The sequence below is a fragment of the Pseudomonas marginalis genome (assembly GCF_024169655.1).
GTDB lineage: Bacteria > Pseudomonadota > Gammaproteobacteria > Pseudomonadales > Pseudomonadaceae > Aquipseudomonas > Aquipseudomonas paraveronii.
Map to the genome: position 1 here is coordinate 4429237 of NZ_JALJWV010000001.1, position 20155 is coordinate 4449391.

Annotated in this window: 18 protein-coding genes; 4 read left to right on the forward strand and 14 right to left on the reverse strand. The window is 59.0% G+C overall.

Features of this window, described 5'->3' with window-relative positions; genetic code table 11:
- Nucleotides 1-86: 86 nt before the first annotated feature.
- The 13 genes from J2Y83_RS20235 to J2Y83_RS20295 form a co-directional block, all read right to left on the reverse strand.
- The gene (locus J2Y83_RS20235; RefSeq protein ID WP_253397716.1) at nt 87-383 is read right to left on the reverse strand and encodes a flagellar protein FliT; all 297 of its coding nucleotides are present in this window, start codon (nt 381-383) and stop codon (nt 87-89) included.
- A 25-nt stretch (nt 384-408) separates the two neighbouring features.
- Nucleotides 409-798: a flagellar export chaperone FliS gene (gene fliS, locus J2Y83_RS20240; RefSeq protein WP_017845372.1), complete on the reverse strand. Its 390-nt coding sequence runs from the start codon at nt 796-798 to the stop codon at nt 409-411.
- 139 nt (nt 799-937) lie between these two features.
- Nucleotides 938-2305 (reverse strand): flagellar filament capping protein FliD, encoded by a 1368-nt coding sequence (fliD, locus tag J2Y83_RS20245; protein ID WP_253397717.1) that lies wholly within the window; start codon nt 2303-2305, stop codon nt 938-940.
- An 83-nt stretch (nt 2306-2388) separates the two neighbouring features.
- Nucleotides 2389-2733 (reverse strand): flagellar protein FlaG, encoded by a 345-nt coding sequence (locus J2Y83_RS20250; protein ID WP_253397718.1) that lies wholly within the window; start codon nt 2731-2733, stop codon nt 2389-2391.
- Between the two features lie 76 nt (nt 2734-2809).
- On the reverse strand, nt 2810-4507 hold the full coding sequence (locus J2Y83_RS20255; protein ID WP_253397719.1) for a flagellin: 1698 nt from the start codon (nt 4505-4507) through the stop codon (nt 2810-2812).
- Nucleotides 4508-4784: 277 nt separating this feature from the next.
- Nucleotides 4785-5714: a ketoacyl-ACP synthase III gene (locus J2Y83_RS20260; RefSeq protein WP_198717162.1), complete on the reverse strand. Its 930-nt coding sequence runs from the start codon at nt 5712-5714 to the stop codon at nt 4785-4787.
- A 279-nt stretch (nt 5715-5993) separates the two neighbouring features.
- Entirely contained in the window at nt 5994-7589 is a 1596-nt protein-coding gene (locus J2Y83_RS20265; protein WP_253397720.1) for a flagellar hook-associated protein 3, read from the reverse strand.
- A gap of 14 nt (nt 7590-7603) precedes the next feature.
- The gene (flgK, locus tag J2Y83_RS20270) at nt 7604-9649 is read right to left on the reverse strand and encodes a flagellar hook-associated protein FlgK (RefSeq protein ID WP_253397721.1); all 2046 of its coding nucleotides are present in this window, start codon (nt 9647-9649) and stop codon (nt 7604-7606) included.
- 10 nt (nt 9650-9659) lie between these two features.
- Nucleotides 9660-10925, reverse strand: coding sequence for a flagellar assembly peptidoglycan hydrolase FlgJ (gene flgJ / locus J2Y83_RS20275; protein WP_198717165.1), 1266 nt, complete (start codon nt 10923-10925; stop codon nt 9660-9662).
- A 4-nt stretch (nt 10926-10929) separates the two neighbouring features.
- Complete coding sequence (locus tag J2Y83_RS20280) at nt 10930-12018, reverse strand: flagellar basal body P-ring protein FlgI (RefSeq protein ID WP_164887039.1); 1089 nt, start codon at nt 12016-12018, stop codon at nt 10930-10932.
- Nucleotides 12019-12045: 27 nt separating this feature from the next.
- Nucleotides 12046-12741, reverse strand: a complete 696-nt coding sequence (flgH, locus tag J2Y83_RS20285; protein WP_198717166.1) for a flagellar basal body L-ring protein FlgH — start codon at nt 12739-12741, stop codon at nt 12046-12048.
- A 53-nt stretch (nt 12742-12794) separates the two neighbouring features.
- Nucleotides 12795-13580, reverse strand: a complete 786-nt coding sequence (gene flgG / locus J2Y83_RS20290) for a flagellar basal-body rod protein FlgG (protein WP_198717167.1) — start codon at nt 13578-13580, stop codon at nt 12795-12797.
- A gap of 67 nt (nt 13581-13647) precedes the next feature.
- Nucleotides 13648-14388 carry a flagellar basal body rod protein FlgF gene (locus J2Y83_RS20295; RefSeq protein ID WP_198717168.1) on the reverse strand — a complete coding sequence of 247 codons (741 nt, stop codon included), beginning with the start codon at nt 14386-14388 and terminating at the stop codon, nt 13648-13650.
- Between the two features lie 598 nt (nt 14389-14986).
- Here J2Y83_RS20295 and J2Y83_RS20300 point away from each other — a divergent pair.
- Nucleotides 14987-15769 carry a hypothetical protein gene (locus J2Y83_RS20300; protein ID WP_253397722.1) on the forward strand — a complete coding sequence of 261 codons (783 nt, stop codon included), beginning with the start codon at nt 14987-14989 and terminating at the stop codon, nt 15767-15769.
- 40 nt (nt 15770-15809) lie between these two features.
- On the opposite strand, the gene J2Y83_RS20305 is transcribed toward J2Y83_RS20300, so the two are convergent.
- Nucleotides 15810-17396 carry a sigma-54-dependent transcriptional regulator gene (locus tag J2Y83_RS20305; protein WP_253397723.1) on the reverse strand — a complete coding sequence of 529 codons (1587 nt, stop codon included), beginning with the start codon at nt 17394-17396 and terminating at the stop codon, nt 15810-15812.
- Between the two features lie 256 nt (nt 17397-17652).
- On the opposite strand from J2Y83_RS20305, the gene phhA reads away from it, so the two are divergent.
- The 3 genes from phhA to J2Y83_RS20320 all read left to right on the forward strand — a co-directional run bounded on the left by phhA (nt 17653) and on the right by J2Y83_RS20320 (nt 20102).
- Nucleotides 17653-18444: a phenylalanine 4-monooxygenase gene (phhA, locus tag J2Y83_RS20310; RefSeq protein WP_253397724.1), complete on the forward strand. Its 792-nt coding sequence runs from the start codon at nt 17653-17655 to the stop codon at nt 18442-18444.
- A 105-nt stretch (nt 18445-18549) separates the two neighbouring features.
- Nucleotides 18550-18906, forward strand: coding sequence for a 4a-hydroxytetrahydrobiopterin dehydratase (locus tag J2Y83_RS20315; RefSeq protein WP_198718042.1), 357 nt, complete (start codon nt 18550-18552; stop codon nt 18904-18906).
- The gene (locus J2Y83_RS20320) at nt 18906-20102 is read left to right on the forward strand and encodes an amino acid aminotransferase (protein WP_253397725.1); all 1197 of its coding nucleotides are present in this window, start codon (nt 18906-18908) and stop codon (nt 20100-20102) included. The genes J2Y83_RS20315 and J2Y83_RS20320 overlap by 1 nt, the downstream gene beginning before the upstream one ends.
- Nucleotides 20103-20155: the final 53 nt, after the last annotated feature.

Genomic DNA, 20155 nt, shown 5'->3' on the forward strand with positions numbered 1-20155 from the left:
TCTGAAATCTGAAAACAGCACTAGTTAAGTCAAAAATGCTGGCACAGTCAAATATATGACGCGCCGTTCGGATTAACTGCGCCCGTTCAACCGAACAGATGGTAAACCTTTGACGCATTTTTCGCTTGGTTGATCTGCGACATCTCTTCGAAAATTGCCTGGCGCTCGCCCATCGTTACTTCGAGCAATTGCTGGTAAACCACAAGCAGGCTCTCCAGCTTCTCCCGCAGCGCATCTTCGTCCACTGGCGCGTCGCTGAGCACTTCATCAATGACCGCGCGGCAACCCAGGTCCAGCTCGCCGACAGCCTCCCAATTGCGTTCAGCCAGTGCGCCGATCAGAGCTTCGCGGGTTTCATCGATGCGTTGCAGTGCGTGGCTCATGATATTTACCTCAAGGCCTCAAGCCTTATTGTGGAGCGATGGCATCCCAGCCGGTCTTTACCGTAATCAGCAGGCGAGCGACTTCGTCGATCATCTCGACATCATTCACGCGATTGGCTTCCACCAAGCGATTACTCATGTAGTCATACAGGGCGTCCAACCGCTGCACGACGGCCGGGTCTTCGGCCTTTTCTGGCTCAAGCCCGTCGCGCAGGCCGGAGATGATTTCGATCGCCTTACCCAGCATCAGGCCCTTCTGGGCGATATCACCTCGGCTCAATGCGCCCTTGGCCTGCGCCATGCGGTCCAGACCGCCCTCCATCAGCATCTGCACCAGACGGTGCGGGCTGGCTTCGGAGACCTGAGCATGGGAACTGACCTTTTGGTACTGGCGAAGGGCTCTCATCGGGTTCATGTTGCTACCTCGTTACTGGCGACAATCTAAATAGGTTTGCTTAACCAGTTATTCGACTGCGCCGCGAAATTCTTTAATCCAGACGTCCAGCGTCAGACCACCGGCGAATCTTTAGCGGGGCGCCGAAACGCCCCGGCTATCAGCTCGACTTCGGATTGTTCAGCGAGTTGAGCGTGGTCATGATGCTGGAGCTGCTGGAGTTGATCTGCGCGATCATGGTGTCCATCGCGGTGTACTTGGCCGTCAGGGATTTCTGCAAGGCATCCATACGCCGCGTCAGGTCATCCGTCTCTTTGGTCAAGTCAGTCAACTTGTTGTTGAGATCGGTGGCACGGGTCGCCAGGGTGCCCGTGGTGCCCACGTAGCTGTTGGTCGCCTTGTTCATGCGCGTGATCAAGCCTGTGTCGCCGGTGAACAGCTTGGCGATATCGCCTGCACCCTTGACCACCGCTTTGTTCCACGCGGTGTCGTCCAGGCTCAGCAGCCCGGTTTTCTGGTCGGTGGTGATGCCCATCTGCGCCAGGCTGGTCATGGTGCCCGCACCGGAGCCGCTGGTCAGCTCGGAGCGCAGACTGTTCACCAATTGACGCATCGACGAATCACCCGTCAACGCACCGGCGGTGGTGGTGGACGCATCACCGGTGGCGGTGACTTTGGTCTGGGTATTAACGGCAGTCATCAGCGCGTTGTAGGCGGTGACGAAGGATTGCACCGAGGTTTTCAACGTGTCGGTGTTGCTCGCCACGGTGATGGTCGTCGGTTTGCTAGTGTCAACAGTGTCCAACAGATCCAAGGTCACGCCGCTGATTGCAGACGTAATCTTGTTGCTGGCGGATGACATCTCAACGTCATCGATGAAGTACTTGGCGTTGGTCGGCGCCGTGCCCTTGTCATACCCGGTGACCAGCTCCGAATCACCACTGAGGGTGATGTCGGTGCCTACGCCCATAGTGGACGAGGTCAGCACCAGGCGCGCGCCGTTGGAGTCACTCAGTACGTTGGCGCTGATCCCCTGGGACGAGAGCTGGGTATTGATCGATTCGCGCACCTGTTGCAGGGTCGCACCGCCAGGAATCACTACGTCGTAGTTGTTACCCGACTGGCTGATCGTCAGCGTCTGGTCTCCGTCGGTGCTGTTGGCCTTGCCCGTCGCGCCGTCCGTATTCACTGCCGTGGTAACTTTCGAAGCGGTCGCCAGGTTAGAGACTCTCAACACGTACTTGCCGCTGGATGCGCCGTCACCCAGGGTGACCTTGGCGTTCTTCTCTTCCGAAGAAGACGCCGCAAGCCCGTTGAATGCGGAGGCATTGTTCAACTTGGTGATCGCCGACTGGTAGGCTTCCAGCGCCGTCTTGACCGAACCAACCGCCGATAATTGGACGGTAGCTTTTTTTTGCTCGCTGGTGATCTGCTGCTGCTTGGGCGCTTGCTCAGCCCCCACCAACGCCTTGACGATAGCCTGCGTGTCGTAGCCCGAACCCGGGCCGGAAATCGTTGAACTAGCCATTTGCCATTCTCCTTGTCCTGCAGCGGCCGATTTTTTGGCGCTTGTGCGCTCTGACCGCAATCAGAAACATGTTTCGTGCCAACTCAAGCCTTGCTATCAAACAAAAGGCTGCTCGCATCGCTCAGGTTCTGCGCCAGCTTCAGCGCGGTCTCCGATGGAATTTGTCGAATCACTTCGCCACTGTCGGTGGCAATCACCTTGACCACCACTTTGCCGGTGGAGTCATCGATGGAAAAATCCAGGTTGCGCTGGGTTGCCTGCACAAACTCTCGTATATCAGTTACCGCCTGCTCCAACGCCACGCGCTGCGGCTCCTCAGCCTTGGCCGGTTCACTGCTGGCCGCAGGCTTGGCCTGCGGTGCAGGTGCGCTGCTGGCCTGGGTACTGCCAACCGGGTAAGACGTGCTCAGCTTTATGCTCATGTCCATGTCATCACCTCCAAACTGAAAAAACGGAAGGGCACGTCGTTAAACGCACCCTCCCGTTATTTAACCGCTGGCGCTATTACTGAAGCAGCTTCAGAACAGACGATGGCAGTTGGTTGGCCTGGGACAGGATCGCAGTGGAAGCCTGTTGCAGGGTTTGTTGCTTGGTCAGCTCAGCGGCTTCAGAAGCGAAGTCAGCGTCTTCTACGCGGCCTTTGGCTGCGGTGGAGTTCTGCGAAATGCTCTGCAGGTTGGCCACGGTGCTGGCGAAGCGGTTTTGTACGGCACCCAGCTGCGAACGCTGGCTGTCGATCTGCTGCATGGCGTCGTCCAGAGCCTGGATGGCCTGCTGCGAAGAAGCGGCAGACAGGATGTTCAGGTCGGAAACGGTAGTTTCCATGGTCACAGCGGTCTTGGTGCCAGCAGCGGCAACAGTGGTCAGACCCAGAGCAGCCAGGCCAGTACCGGCGCTGCCGTCCTTGACGGTGATGTCTTTGTCAGCGAACAGGTTCAGGGTGCCGTCAGTGTTTTTGCTGGCTTGAACACCGGTGCTGGCGCTGTTGATCGAAGAAACGATCGCGTCAGCGGTATCGCCTTTCTTGAACTTGACTTCAACACCGTTGAGGCTAATCGAGGTGTCTGCGGTCAGCTTGGCCTGAGTAGTACCGGCGGCCAGGCCCAACTGCGACAGCGAACCGCTGGTGTTGTTGGCCAGCTTGATGTCAGCACCCTGACCGGAGGTAACCTGGAAACGACCGTTGGTGAACGATGCAGCACCACCCGTACCGGCAGCGGTTGTCAGGCTAGTCACGACGCTCGCGATGGTGTCGTTTGCAGCCCAAGTCACGTTATTGCCGTTTACAGAAACGGAACCGGCAGCACCCAGGGTAGTCGGGGTAGCGGTGGCGGTGGTGCCAGCGGTCATGCCGAGAGCGGTTGGACCGGTAGCAGGAGTGGCACCAATAGTAATTGCACTGCTGGAAGACAAACTTACTACACCAGCGTTATTACTCGCAGTAACGCCAGTAGTGGCTGTTTGTGCGTTGATAGCTGTCACAGAAGCGGCTGCGGCTGCGGCGCCGGCAGCCACGGCACCAGAGGCCAGGGTGATCGAAGTACCGTTAATGGTGATCGCATCACCAGCAGCAAGAGCAGTAGCAGTACCACTACCTGTTACAGTCGCCTTATCACCGATCACCGAACCAGTGGCAGTAGCCGCCAGGCCAGTCATCGCAGCGCCGTTTACAGCAGCTTCTTTGTAGTTGCCTTTCAGCGCTGTAGAGCTGATGTCGGTCATACCGAACGAGATAGTCTCGTTGGCGTTGGCGCCGATCTGGAACGCTACGTTGTTGAACGAGCCGTCCAGCAGGTTACGACCACCGAAGGTGGTGGTGCTGGCGATACGGTTCAGCTCGCCCACTTTAGCGGTGAATTCTTGCTGCAGGGAAACACGGTCAGCGTCGCTTTTATCACCGTTCGCCGCTTGCAGGGCGAGTTCACGCAGACGCTGCAGGGTGTTGGTGGATTCTTGCATTGCGCCTTCAGCAGTCTGGGCGATGGAAACACCGTTGTTGGCGTTGGCGATCGCAACGTTCAGGCCTTTAACCTGGTTGTTCAGACGGTTGGCGATCTGCATGCCGGCAGCGTCGTCTTTGGCGCTGTTGATTTTCAGGCCGGAGGACAGACGGTTCATCGACTGGCTCAGAGCGTCGGAAGCTTTGTTCAGGTTCTTCTGGACACCCAAGGAAGTGATGTTGGTGTTTACTGATAATGCCATGACAAAATCCTCGTTGATTGGATACTGCGGCTTCCGGCCCTGGCAACCGCCGGGTGTGGCCTAGAGAACCTACGTAATAGTTATCGTCGTGGTAGCCAGTTGCTTGAGGGTTTTTTTGAAATTTTTTACTAGCACCGTGCCACCCCTTGTAATTCAAGGGTTTATGCAGGCAAAAAGGCCCGACTTCATTGGCTTTTCTGGCGCCAAATAAAAAACGCCGATGATCGTTCGATCATCGGCGTCTTCATGTTTGAAGCGCGTGCCGCCTATTGAAGTGTCACGGCCGATAGAGAATCGCCGAGCCCCAGGACAGGCCAACACCAAATCCGCTGATTGCCACGCGTTTCCAGGTGGAGTCCATCGCGTGTTTTTCCAGCAGCAACGGAATGCTCGATGACACGGTGTTGCCGGTCTCGACCATGTCCTTGATGAACTTGTCCACTGGCGCATCTTCAAAACGCCGCGCCACGGCGTCGACAATCGCCGCACTGCCCTGGTGAATGCAGAAGGCATCGATGTCGTCGGCCTTGAGGTCCGACTCATCGAGCAGCGCGTGCAAGTGCGCCGGCACTTTGAGCAAGGCGAAGTTGAACACCTGGCGGCCATTCATGAAGAACACACCGTTGCTGACCTTCAAGTGCGGTGCGCCGGAGCCGTCGGTGCCAAACTTGGCTTTGCCGAGCAGCCATGGGGCATCTTCGCCCATCCAGGTCGCAGTGGCGGCATCGCCGAACAGCATGGTGGTGTTGCGGTCTTCCGGGTCGACGATCTTCGAATACGGGTCGGAGGTGATCAGCAGGCCGTTTTTCAGACCGGCAGCTTCCATGAAGCCCTTCATCGCGTAGATGCCGTAGACGTAACCCGAGCAGCCCAGGGAGAGGTCAAAGGCGGCGACGTGAGTCGGCAGACCGAGCTTGTCCTGGACGATGGCGGCGGTGTGGGGCAGGCCCTCTTCATCGCCGTTCTGGGTGACGACGATCAGCGCGTCGATGGACTCGCGCTTCAACTGCGGGTTGTTGGCAAACAACGCGTTGGCCGCTTCGACACACAGATCAGAGGTTTCCTGCGTGGTTTCCTTGCGCGGCAGGAATGCCGACCCGATCTTGCCAATGATGAACTCTTCATCCTTGGCAAATTTGGCACCCTGGGCGTAGTTATCGATCCCGTCGGCCGGCACGTAACTGGCGATGCTTTTTATGCCAATCATTGTGGCTTCCCAATACTAAATAGCTGGAGAACACCCCGCGAACTGCCTCGCCGGGTGCTGACAATAAAGGGGATAACCCCGCAAAAACTCGCTGAAAGCCGCAACGCAAAGACCCTGCGACGACTTATCCTTTTCACACGATACAGTGAAGATGCGCTTTATGACTCACAGGTCACTCAATTTTCTGTGGTTTGTGCAAAACCTTTGAACAATTGAGTGCCAAAAACGGCAACGGCCCAGCCTGTTTCCAGGGTGAGCCGCTGCGTGACCGCCAGCTGATTACATCTTATTGAACAGGCTCAACTGGGAGATTTTCACGAACGCCAGTTGCGATGCCTGCAACATGGTTTGCTGCAAGCTCAGATTGATCGCGGCGTCAGCGAAGTCAACGTTACCCAACGCGTTCATGGTCGTGGAATTTGCCAGGCTCAGGCTGGTGTTCTCCTGAGTCTGGATATCCAGACCGTTCAGACGTGCGCCAATGGAACCACGCACTTGGTCAACCTGGCCGTAGGCATTGGCCAGGTTGCCGATGGAGCGGGCGACCACATCCTTGAGTTCCTTCTGCGCAGCCGGATTACCGTCCGACGGTGCTTCAAGGGTTCTGCGCAAATGGCTGAGGGTGTCGAGCACGTTTTCGTTCTTGTTGCTGGTGGCTCCGATCGTAAACTGGTCGCCATCAGCCGGCGCCGGCGCGGTGGTCACGTCAAACGTCACGCCTGCGGCCGTAATCGAGGTATCGCCAACGGCCAAGGTGCCGCTGGCGATGGACTTGCTGTCCGCCGTATACGGTTGTGCATAGACATCGTAGGCACCTGCCGCACCAAACTTGACGACCGCACCAGCGTTGGGAAAGGTGCTGGCGTAAGCCGTCTGGTTGGTCACCTGGCCGCCGCTCAATTGCGCCGTGGTCGGATTGCTTGGGGTACGCGAAACACTGAAGGTGTCCGGTTTGACCGACAGGCTGAACTCGCGATCCTTGACCAGTGCATCCGAGGGCGCACCCGGCGCCACGCCCTTGCCCAGGTCCAAGCCGATGTCGAACTTGACCCCGCGCAAGTTGATGGTCGAAGCACCTTCCTTGGTCGAGTCAAAAGTACCGTTGCCCGGAATCTCGGAGGTGATGTCGTTACCGGCACTGTCGCTCACGGTGTACTGGGTGCTGCTGGTGAACGTCAGCTTATATGGCTGGCCATCGGCAAAGCTGCTGTTGTAGGTGGCCCCGGAAGCAACCAGACCCGCCGACACCGTCACCTTGTTGTCATCGACCGCAGGCGGCACAAGCACGCGCGTCGACTGGGTACGACCGGTGTTCGCCGAGCTTTCGAGCATGGTTTTCGCGGTATCCCCCATCGATATCGACAGGTTTTCCGCCACTTTCAGGCTCAAGGGCGTGTCATCACCCTGGTAACTGTAGGTGCCATCGTTGTTGCGCAAATAAGGCGGCGTATCGGTCTTGCTCCCGGAAAACATGTAGTTACCGTTGGCATCCTTGGTATTGAGCAGACCCAGCACCTGGTCTTCAATCGAGCCAACCTCGGCGGCAATCGATTTACGGTCGGCATCACTGATCCCGACGTTACCGGCCTTCAGCGCCAACTCACTGGCCTTTTGCAGCGCAGTGTTAATATTTTCCAGTACGCCGTCTTCAGTGTTCAGCGAATTCTTCAACGTATCGATATTGCCATTGAACTGCCCCAGCATGTCTTTCTGCTGCTGCAGCATCAACAGCCGCGCCGCTGCCACCGGATCATCCGCTGCCGTTTGCACGCGCACGCCGGAGCTTGCCTGGTCCTGCGCCTTGACCACACTGGAATAGTTGTCCTGGTACTTGGCGGAGCTGGTCTCAAAATATTGCTGTGTAGAAATACGCATCGTCCCAGCCTCCTTTAAATGGCATTAATCAGTGTGGTAAAGGTCTCTTGCGCAACCTTGATGATCTGCGACGACGCGGTGTAGTACTGCTGAAACCTGATCATGTCGCCGGCCTCATCATCCAGGTTAACCCCGGACACCGAGTTGCGCGCTTCCTTGTTGGCACTGAGCAACGCGCCGGTGGCCGTTGTGTCGACGCCAGCCTGGCTCGCTTTGGAACCGACCTGCGACACGAGGCGACTGTTCGCCGCGACCAGACTCACGCCCGTGTTTCCGTCACCCATACCGACACTGGCCTTGGTCTGCAGGTCGAGCAGGGCCTGGGCGTTACGGCCGTCGGACTTACCACCACTGTTGAAGGCAAAGGTGGTGCTATCACCCTCAGCCGGAGAACCGTTGACCGTCGTGTCGAACTTGAAGCTCTTGCCCGGGATCGCAGCACCGGCGGCGTCACGCATCGGCACATCCACGGTGATCTTGTTGCCCTGCCCCGGAATGATGATGCCGGTGCCAATCGAATTGCCCTGCGCGTCATTCAGGGTATAAGGCTGAGTGCCATCGGCGGCCGCCTTGCCGAAGACCATTTTCACCGGCATCGAGTTCTCGATACCTGCACGCAACTGCGCCGTGTCGGCGCCGCCATGAATATCCAGCGGTACGGTCAAGGCGGGCTGGGTAAACGTACCCGTGCCGCTGTTGGTGTTGCTGCTGGTGCCCGCCAGTGGCCCGGCAAAGGCCAGCTTGTTCGCGTCGGTGAGCGCCACGCCAATGCCGCTTGCGCCAGTGGCGGTCGGGCTGACCTTGAAACTGTCTCCCAATGCCATCGGGCCCTTGCCGTCCAGCGACAGGGTGAAACCATCGATCGGTGTCGGCGGCGTGGCGGTGAGATCGACGACCCCCATGGACTTACCATCCGAGCGCAGCACCGTCACCTTGTTGAGGTTGGTGCTGTCGCTGAAGGTGACCTTGTAATCGAAGGTCGAGAGCTTGCTGCTGTCGCTGATCGACACATTCAGGTTACCTGAACCCGCACTATTCCCCGCAGCGCCCTGGCTGCGCGAAGCAACGGCGACCGCGCTGTTGACGTCATTGAACAATGACGCCCCAAAGTCACCGTTCAAATCCAGGCCTTGGCCCAGTTGATTGTTGAGGGTGTCCGCAGTCGCGATGGCGATACGTCCCAGGTCATTGATGGCCGGCATCAAGGCATCACTGCGATACCGCAGCAGGCCACCGATGCTTCCGCCGCTGACCACTGAACCCAGGTCCATGGCGGTGCCGCTCACATTCAGCTGGATGGTGTACTGACTGTTATCAGTGCTACTCGGCACAGCCGAAATAGTGTTGGAAATCCCCCCCTCCACCAGCGACTGGCCGCTGCCGGTGGTCACGCTGAACTGGCCGTTCTTCTCGGTGACCGTTACCCCGATCAACTCATTCAGCGAGCGAACCGCCTCGTTGCGCGAATCCAGCAGGTTGGCCGGCGCATTACCCGACGCACCCTGAACCTGGAAGATCTGTTTGTTGAGCGAGGCAATCGATGAGGTCAGTTGATTGACCTGATCACTCATGGTGCTCAACTGGCTGTTGATGGTTTCTTTCTGCTGAGTCAACTGGGTAGAGATTGAGTTGAAGCGATTGCTCAAGGTCTGGGCATTGCTGACCAGCAGTTGCCGGGCGGAAAGATCGTTGGGGTTGGACGATGCCGTCTGCAGGGTCGCAAAAAAGGAGCTGAGCACCGACGACAGGCCAGTGCTTTTGTCCGACAGGACCTTATCCACGGCACCGATCTGGTCCTGATAAGCCTTGGCGTCATTATTCAGCGCAGTACTGTTCTGGTAAGCCGTGTCCAGGTACTCGTTGTACACGCGCCGCACATCCGCCAGCGTGGTACCACTGCCGATGAATACGCCGCCAAACGCGTTCGAGGCGCTGGAGTTCTGAAGGGTCTGCTGACGTGAGTAGCCCGCGGTGTTAGCGTTGGCGATGTTGTTACTTAAGACCGACAACGATCCCTGAGCGGCGTTCAGCCCCGACATCCCGATATTGAGCAAACTCATGGTTCAGACCTTATAAATGTATGGTTGCGCCCGCGACAGCGTAGTTCTGGTAGCTGTTCATCGTTTTGGCAATCTGCGAAATCTTGCTGGCGTAATCCGGATCGGTGGCATAACCGGCTTTTTGCAACTCGCGCACAAACTGTTCCGGGTTGTCGGCTGACTTCACAACTTCTTTATAGCGATCATTGCTTTGCAACAACGTCACCAGGTCATGGAAGCTGTCCTGGTAGGAATCGTAGGAACGGAACTGCGCCGTTTCCTTGACCATCGCCCCATCGCGAAACTCGCTGGTGATCGCGCGGGCCTGGCCGCCCTGCCAGCTCTGGCCGGCCTTGATACCGAACAGGTTGTGACTGCTGCTGCCATCGCCGGCGCGCATTACCGATTTGCCCCAACCGGTTTCCAGGGCGGCCTGGGCCACCAGGTACTTCGGATCGACACCGATACGCGCCGCTGCGGCCTTGGCCATCGGCAACATGGTGGCGACAAATTCATCCTGGGAGCTGAAGGCTTTCTTCGCCGGTGCCAGCGGCGGCTGGGCCACGGCGCGACCGTAGACCTGCATGCGGCCGCTGGACACGGCCAAGCTGCGTGCGCTGCTGTTGATCACGCCGTCATCCGCGGCGCTGTTACGCAGTGGCGCGCGGTTGGCATCGATAGCGACCGGCGCAGTCGGCACGATGCCGGCGAGCAGTCGATCGGTCAGCTTGCTCGGCAAGGCGATACGGCGCTGGTTCATCAGCGCCACGTCGTTGGTGTGAGCGCTGGCGCCTTCGGCGACGGCCACACGGTAGGCCCACAGCGGTCGCTGGCCATTGGAGCGGCCCAACGGCCCAGCCGCTTGAGTGCCGGCGGCGATTTCAGTCGGCACATCGACTTTTTTCACCGGCTCAGCCGCCGCCGGCCCCTGCAAGGTGGCCGCCTGGGCGTCCACCGGTTTGTTCTTCTGCATCTGGCGCATCAGCACGTCGGCCAGGCCGATACCACCGCCCTCGCGGGACATCGAGACGGCCAGTTGCTGGTCGTACATTTCCTGGTACTGCTTGGCGGCCGGGGTGTTCAGCGGATTGTCCTTGCCCAGGGCATCGGTGGCCGAGCGCATGGACTTGAGCATCTCGCTCAGAAACAGCGACTCGAACTCCTGCGCCACTTTGCGCATGTTGCCGTCGCTGTTCTTGTCGGCACCGACCTTGAGCTGGTTAAGCCGGTTCAAGTCGGAATAAGACCCCGAGTCCGCCGTGCTGCTGATCCCGCTGTTGCGCATATCCATGGCCATGACCTCAGATCACGATCAGGTCGGCTTGCAAGGCGCCGGCCTGTTTCAAGGCTTCGAGGATCGCCATCAAGTCGCCGGGCGCTGCGCCCACCTGGTTCACCGCGCGGACAATCTCGTCCAGGGTGGTGCCGGGGCCGAACTTGAACATCGGCTTGGCTTCTTGCTGGGCATTCACCCGCGAACGCGGCACCACGGCGGTCTGGCCATTGGACAACGGCCCAGGCTGGCTGACGATCGGGTCTTCGGTGATGGTCACGGTCAGGCTGCCGTGAGTCACAGCGGCTGGCGAGACCTTGACGTTCTGGCCGATCACAATGGTGCCGGTGCGCGAGTTGATGATGACCTTGGCCACCGCCTGGCCTGGGTCGACTTCGAGGTTTTCCAGGATCGACAGGTAGTCCACACGCTGGCTCGGGTCCAGCGGCGCGGTAACCCGGATCGAGCCGCCGTCGATGGCCTGGGCCACGCCAGGGCCGAGCATGTCGTTGATCTTGTCGACCACACGCTTGGCGGTGGTGAAGTCGGAACGGTTGAGGTTCAGGGTCAGGCTGTTGCCCTGGTTGAAGCCGCTGGGCACGGTGCGTTCAACTGTGGCGCCGCCGGGGATGCGACCGGCCGAGGGCACGTTCACCGTAATCTTCGAACCGTCGCGACCTTCGGCATCAAATCCGCCCACCACCAGGTTGCCCTGGGCGATGGCGTAGACGTTGCCGTCGATACCTTTGAGCGGCGTCATCAACAGGGTGCCGCCGCGCAGGCTTTTCGAGTTACCGATGGACGACACGGTGATGTCCACTACCTGACCCGGCTTGGAGAACGCCGGCAAGTCGGCACTGATCGACACGGCCGCGACGTTTTTCAGTTGCACAGTGCCCGAGCCCGACGGCACCTTGATGCCGAACTGCGAGAGCATGTTGTTGAAGGTCTGCAGGGTGAACGGGGTCTGGGTGGTCTGGTCACCCGTACCGTTGAGCCCGACCACCAGGCCATAGCCGATCAACTGGTTGGAACGCACGCCGGAAATGCTGGCGATGTCTTTCAGGCGTTCGGCCTGGGCGACTGCGCTCAGGGACAGCAACAGTGCCGCCGCCATCAGCTGTTTGAATTTCAAAGTGGCCACCTAGAAAGGGAACAGCGGGCTAAGGAAGAAACGGTCGAACCAGCCCGGCTGACTCGCATCAGCAAACGAACCCGTACCCGAGTAGGTAATACGCGCATCGGCAATGCGCGTCGACGATACGGTGTTGTCGGTGGCAATGTCGTCGGCACGGACCATGCCGGCGATGCGCACCAGTTCATCACCACTGTTGAGGGTCATCCACTTCTCACCGCGCACGGCGATGATGCCGTTGGGCAATACATCGGCCACCGTCACGGTGATCGAACCGGTCAGGCTGTTGTTCTGTCCAGCGGAGCTCTTGCCGTTGGTGGCACGGTCACCGCTGTAGCCTGCGCTCAAGCTCAAGTCACCACTGCCCAAGGGGTTGTTGGTGTTCGGCACGGCACCAAACAACGAGGTCAGGCCAATACCGGTCTTGCTGGTCTTGTCCACTTGGGAGTTGGCGTTCTTGCTGGCCGTGGTTTTCTCGTTGAGGGTGATAGTGATGATGTCACCGACCCGGAACGCCTTGCGGTCGCTGTACAGGTTCTGTTCGAAACCGGCCTGATAGATCGAGCCATTGTTGGCCGCCGCCGGCAACGGCGTGCGCGGCAACACCGGCGCGTAGTACGGGTCATTGGGTTTTGGCGTCGGGGCGACACAGCCCGCGAGCACGGCAATCCCACTCAATGCCAGAACGGAAACATAGCGATTCATGACCCTAACCTCACGGTGTTGCAGGCGCCCTAAGGAGCGCCCCATAGACTTGATTACAGATTCTGCGTAACGAACGAAAGCATCTGATCGGCAGTGGAAATCACCTTGGAGTTCATCTCGTAGGCGCGCTGAGTGGTGATCATGTTGACCATCTCTTCCACGGTGCTGACGTTGGAGGTTTCCAGGGTGCTTTGCAGCGTGGTGCCGAAGCCGTTCAGGCCAGGGGTGCCGATTTGCGGTGCACCACTGGAGGCGGTTTCCAGGAACAGGTTGCCACCTATGGCTTGCAGGCCGGCCGGGTTGATGAAGTCGGCGGTTTGCAGGTTGCCGATCACTTGCGACGCCGGGTTGCCAGCCACGGTGATGGACACGGTGCCATCGTTGCCGACGGTGAAGGTCTGGGCATTGGCAGGCACGATGATGGCCGGCTCCAGGGCAAAACCGCTGGCCGTGACGACCTGGCCGTTGGAGTCCAGGTGGAAAGTACCATCACGACTGTAAGACGTAGTCCCGTCTGGTTGCAGGATCTGGAAGAACCCTTTGCCGTTGATCGCCATGTCCAGAGGCTGACCGGTCTGCTGCAGGTTACCGGCCGTGAAATTTTTCTGGGTACCGACGATCTGCACACCGGTACCCAATTGCAGGCCCGACGGCAGTTCGCTGTCCTGGGTCGACTGGGCACCTGGCTGGCGCTTGATCTGATAGAGCAAGTCCTGGAACTCGGCGCGATCACGTTTGAAACCCGTGGTCGAAACGTTCGCCAGGTTGTTGGAAATAGTGGTCAGGTTGGTGTCCTGGGCGGACAGACCTGTTTTGGCAACCCATAGAGCCGGAAGCATGCTGTTCTCCTTCGTGCGCCTGTTTGTTGGCGCTGCGCCGCAAAATTAGTATTCAGTGAAACCGCAATCAGCTCATCGCCAGAACGCGGGTCATGGCCTGGTCGTCTTCTTTAGCGCTGTTCATCATCTTGATGTGCAGCTCGAACTGCTTGGAAAGCGCCAGCACCGCGGTCATTTCTTCCACCGCATTGACGTTGCTCGCCTGCAGGAAACCCGAGGTCAGCTTGACGTTCGCGTCGACCTGGGCCGGCTGGCCGTCCTTGGTATGGATGGTGCCGTCCAGGCCTTTGGTCATGTTCTTGAGGTCGGGCTGGACCAGCTTGATCCGATCCACTTCAGCCATCACCCGTGGGCCTTCACCCATCGCACGGATGCTGACGGTGCCGTCGGCGCCCACCTCGATCTTCTGCTGCGGCGGCACGGCGATCGGGCCACCGTTGCCCATGATCGGCATACCATTGCCGGCCCGCAGCACGCCGAGCGCATCCACATTCATACTGGCGCTGCGCACGTAGGCTTCGCCGCCATCTGGGGTTTGCACGGCCATCCAGCCGTCACCGCTGACCGCCACATCGAGGTCACGACCGGTTTCGATCATGGCGCCCGGAGAGAAATCGGTGGCGGGCCGCTCGGTCAGGGCAAAGGCCCGCGCCGGAAAGCTGTCGCCGAACACCGGCATCGAGCGCGCCTGCTCCAGATCGCGCTGGAAGCCGTTGGTGGAAATGTTCGCCAGATTGTTGGCATGGGCCTTCTGCGCCAGAGCATTCTGGCTGGCGCCGGTCATTGCCACGTAAAGGTACTTGTCCACGCTCTATCCTCTTTCTGACGGACGCTTGCCGCCCACCGCTGTACTGATGAGACTTAAGCAATTTGCGAACCAACTTTCTAAAAGCGCAGAAAGTCCAGGCGGGGCAAGGGTTTGCGCCAAGGCGTCGAAAAAGGCCGGCCCAGGAGGAGTCGAAAAAACGGCGGAGTTATGCCGCTGACGGCAAAGGTTGGAGTCCTGCGGGCGTTTTCAAGTACTCAAGCGCTACGGCATTGGATGGTCGCGGACGAAGCCGAACCGCTGAAACACTTGGCAAGCCACTGGACACTTGCCCTCCCCCTTGGCCATCTCGAAACGACTGGCCCGAAGTTTTATTGTCCACTCATTACAAACCCCAAAAAAGCCGCATACCTGACGGCACCGCAAATGAGTGAGCGCATATGTAATTCTCTTGTTTTTTATAACCATCAGACAAACCCAACCCCAAACAAGAATACTCCGATAGCCTTTTACATTTACTGATCAAAACCCGCTTGGCGATTAAATGCAGCCCTCGTAACTTCACCCCATCGCAAAGCAGTCATGACTACTTTCCGATCATTCGTGCCCTACCAACTAATTAACGCTTAAGGATATTTAAATGTCTGGCATTTGTAACTCTCCCTGTATGCAAGAAGCGACAAACTGGCAAGCACACTTTTCTTATAACAAGCTTCTCGATATATTTGAGCCGCTAAGCGCCCGTCCTTCCGAACAACGGCGCCAATTTGAGACGGCCCCAGACTTAACCCCAAACAATTACGCGAAAAACACGGATTGGGAAAATAAGTTTGGCGCACAACTGCCCTGCTGCGACGTCAACCCAACGGTCTTCGCACTACAAAAACTGCTGCAGAGCCTCCCGAGCAGGACCTTTGAGATCGACTTTGGCGTGTCCGCTAATGATGTGCGCAGCGGCAAGTTCGGCCCCTTGTCGCGCAGCGCACTCAATGAACTGGAAAAACTGGATAAACACCAGGATTACCGAATGGTCTCAATCTCTAAAGAAGAGAATGAAATGATGAGTGGCGGAGTATTTTGGGTCCCGCAAAAAGGTGGCGCCGCCATCGAAATCGAAAGTCGCAAAGAAGGTAGATTATTTCCACCCCATGGTGCGGCGTTGCTCGAACACATCGACCTGTTAATGCTCGAACCCAAAAGCACCAATGAAGGGATATCTACCGACGAACTGAGATCCGGAAAGTACGGAGCGCTGTCCCCTGACATTACTAAGAGCCTTGAGGGACTGCCGAAAAACAAGAACTACAACCTGGGCGTACTCTTCCCCGAGACTCCGAATCAAGAACCTAATCTGGCCTGGATAGAAAAGGAGACGGGTAGCTCCGTCGTCATAGGCCCGGACAGGGGGTTCCTGGTGTTTTAACGCTGCCGGCCACCGCAGAACAACCTGAACATAGCGCCTTTCAAGTGCCGTGTTCAGGACTTTTGCCAGCACTTTCCTTGCTCATGCCATAGTCCCGCAGTTTATTCGCAATCGTTGTATGGGAAACGCCCAGGCGCTTACCCAACTGCCGACTGCTGGGATGTTCGGCATACAGACTTTCCAGCACGGCCTTTTCAAAACGGCCGACGATGGCTTCCAGGCCGCCCTCCAGGGAAAAATCGCCAAGGGGCTGACGCACGCCATAGTCCGGCAGGCGAATGTGTTCAGCCTTGACCGTCCCGCCCTCACATAACGACACCGCCTGAAACAGCACGTTTTCCAATTGCCGTACATTGCCCGGCCAGTGGTAATGGCTGAGCCGATCCATCGCCGCCGGGGCCAGTTTGGGCAACGGGCAACCGATCTGTCGGCTGGCCTGGTCGAGAAAGTGCTCCACCAGTGGCCCCAGACCATCGAGGCATTCGCGCAGAGGCGGGATATGCAGCGACAGCACGTTCAGGCGGTGATAAAGGTCCTGGCGGAATTCACCCCGCGCGCAGAGTTCCGAAAGGTCCACCTGGGTTGCGCAGATCACCCGCACGTCCAGGTACACCTCTTCATCACTGCCGACTCGGCGAAAGCAACCGTCTTGCAGGAAGCGCAGCAACTTCACCTGCAACCGCGCGCTCATTTCCCCGACACCATCAAGAAACAACGTACCGCCCGCTGTCAGCTCCAGCAGCCCCAGCTTGCCTTCGGCCCGTGCCCCCTCAAAAGCGCCGGGGCCGTAGCCAAACAGTTCGGTCTCGGCCATCGACTCCGGCAGGCCGGCACAATTGAGGGCCATCAACGGTGATTGGCCACGGGGGCTGGCCAGGTGACAGGCGCGGGCAAGCAGCTCCTTGCCGGTGCCGGTTTCGCCTTCTATTAATAGCGGCGCATCCAATGGCGCCATGCGCCGCGCTTCACGAACCACCGCAGCCATGACCTTGGAACTCTGGAAGATACTGTCGAAGCCACGCAGTTCCTGCTTGCGCACATTATAAATACGCTCACCGACGCGGTCGGCACGGTGCAAGGTCAACACCGCGCCGGCCATGGCTTCACTGTCGTCGTGTTCGGCCGACTGCAGCGGCGCGATGTCCGCCAGGAACACGTCACCCTTGACCTTGACCCGCAGGCCATTGATCCGCGATTTGCTCGCGCGCACCAGCTCCGGCAAGTCAAAATCCTCGGCGTAGCGCGACAGCGGAATGCCCGGCACCTCGTCCACCCGCACCCCGAGCAACTGCGCGGCCGCGCGGTTGGCGGCGACGATCGAGCCGCCCATATCAATGGACAGCACCGGAAACTCCAGGGCACCGAGCAGCGCATTGAGCTCCATGTGCCGACGCTCGCTTGGCATCAGCCCTACACGCTTTACACCAAACACCCCGGCAATCGCCTCGAACTGCGGGCGCAACGCCTGGAATTGCATGTTCACCAGGTTCGGGCAAAACAGGTAAATGGCGTTGCCATGCTCACCGCCGACCTCGCCCTTGGCGACGTTGACGCCGTACTCCACCAACAGGTTGAGAATGTCCCGCAGGATGCCAATGCGGTTCTGGCAATGCACTTTGATACGCATGAAAAGGCCCGAAGAAGGGTAGGCGCCGCGTCTTTTTGTCGCTGGGCGCAGATAGTCGTCAAGATTATGTGACACCTGGCGACCTTTTCACAGCCCAACCCATCGATTAGCGGCCCATCCGTAACGAATACTTTACGAATAGCAGTAAATTTTCCTACAACCTCCTCGCGTAGGCGGATGGAATCTCGCTCCAGCCGGGTTATCAATACGTACATCGCAGGACATAACAAGAACGAATGCCTAGCAGGAGAGCCGTATGAAGCAGACGCACTACGTGGCCCGCGAGCCCGATGCGCAAGGTTTTATCCACTACCCGCCGGAAGAACATGCGGTGTGGAACACCCTGATCACGCGCCAGTTGAAAGTGCTTGAGGGACGCGCCTGCCAGGAATACCTGGACGGCATCGACAAGCTCGGCCTGCCCCTGGATCGCATCCCGCAACTGAGCGAAATCAACACGGTGCTGGCCGAGACCACCGGCTGGCAAGTCACCCGCGTGCCAGCGCTGATTCCCTTCCAGACGTTTTTCGAATTACTCGCCAACAAGCAGTTTCCGGTGGCGACTTTTATTCGCACCCACGAAGAACTGGACTACCTGCAAGAGCCGGATATTTTCCACGAGATCTTCGGCCACTGCCCGCTGCTGACCAATCCCTGGTTCGCCGAATTCACCCACACCTACGGCAAGCTCGGCCTCGCGGCCACCAAGGAGCAGCGGGTGTACCTGGCGCGCCTGTATTGGATGACCATCGAATTTGGCCTGGTGGACACGCCCGCCGGTCGGCGCATCTATGGTGGCGGTATTTTGTCGTCGCCCAAGGAGACGGTGTACAGCCTGTCGTCCGAGCCCAAACATCAAGCCTTCGATCCGCTGGAAGCGATGCGCACGCCGTATCGCATCGACATCCTGCAACCGCTATATTTTGTCTTGCCCGAGCTCAAGCGCCTGTTCGACGTAGCGCAGGAAGACATCATGGGCATGGTCGAGCGTGGGATGCAGCTGGGTCTGCACGCACCGCTCTTCGCCCCCAAACCCAAAGCGGCGTGAACCGTAGGTTTTGATACCAGGTGAATCTGTTCCCTGGTCCCGCGTTGCTTTAGGGTGACGCCACTGACGACCGTTTTCCAAACACTCGAATTCAGGACACCCCACATGACGACCTTGAACCAAGCCCACTGCGAAGCCTGCCGCGCCGATGCCCCGCAAGTCAGCGATGAAGAACTACCGGTGCTGCTCAAACAGATCCCCGACTGGAACATTGAAGTGCGCGATGGCGTCATGCAGTTGGAGAAGGTTTTCCTGTTCAAGAACTTCAGGTTCGCCCTGGCCTTTACCAATTCCATGGGGGCAATCTCCGAAGCTGAAGGCCACCACCCAGGCCTGCTCACCGAGTGGGGCAAGGTCACGGTGACCTGGTGGAGCCACTCCATCAAAGGCCTGCACCGCAACGACTTCATCATGGCCGCGCGCACCGACGAAGTGGCCAAGGATGCCGAGGGCCGCAAGTAATGCATTTCGATGCGATTGGCCGCGTGCCCGGCGACCCGATCCTCGGGCTGATGGACCTGTATGCCCAGGATGCCAACCCGAACAAGTTCGACCTCGGCGTGGGCGTATACAAGGACGACCAGGGGCTGACACCGATTCCGCCTTCCGTGAAGCGCGCCGAGCAGCGCCTGGTGGAACGGCAAACCACCAAGACCTACATTGGCGGCCACGGCGACGCCGCGTTCGGCAAGTTGATCAGCGAGCTGGTGCTCGGCGCCGAGTCCGCGCTGCTGCGTGAACACCGCGCCGGCGCGACCCAGACCCCAGGCGGCACCGGGGCCCTGCGCCTGAGCGCCGACTTTATCGCCCACAGCCTGCCTGGCCGTGGCGTATGGCTGAGCAACCCAACCTGGCCGATCCACGAAAGCATCTTCGCCAAGGCCGGGATCAAGGTCGGTCACTACCCTTACGTCGGCGCGGACAATCGGCTGGATGTGAGCGCAATGCTGGCGACCTTGTCCACGGTGCCCGAGGGCGACGTGGTGCTGCTGCATGCCTGCTGCCATAACCCGACCGGTTTCGACCTGTCCCAGGAGGACTGGCGCCAGGTCTTGCAGATCGTGCGCGAGCGCCACCTGCTGCCGCTGATCGACTTCGCCTACCAGGGCTTTGGCGACGGCCTGGAGCAGGACGCCTGGGCGGTGCGGCTGTTCGCGGCCGAGCTGCCGGAAGTGCTGATCACCAGCTCCTGCTCGAAGAACTTCGGCCTGTATAGCGACCGTGTCGGCGCGCTGATCGTGTGTGCGGCGAATGCCGAGAAACTCACGGATGTACGCAGCCAGTTGGCAAATATCGCACGCAACCTGTGGTCAACCCCACCGGATCACGGCGCGGCAGTCGTCGCGACGATCCTCGGTGACGCCGAGCTGAAGGCGCAGTGGAGCGGCGAAGTCGAAGCGATGCGCGCGCGTATTGCGCAGTTGCGCTCCGGACTGGTCGAGGCCCTCGCGCCACACGGGCTGGCCGAGCAGTTTGCGCATATCGGCGCGCAACGTGGGATGTTTTCCTATACCGGCTTGAGTGCCGAGCAGGTCAAGCAACTGCGCGAGAAGCACAGCGTGTATATGGTCAGCTCGGGGCGGGCGAATGTGGCGGGGATCGACGCAACGCGATTGACCCTGCTGGCGCAAGCGATTGCCGATGTCTGCAAAGACTGACTGACGAAATCGGCCCCCCATGTGAGAGCGGGCTTGCTCGCGCCCACTTGTTG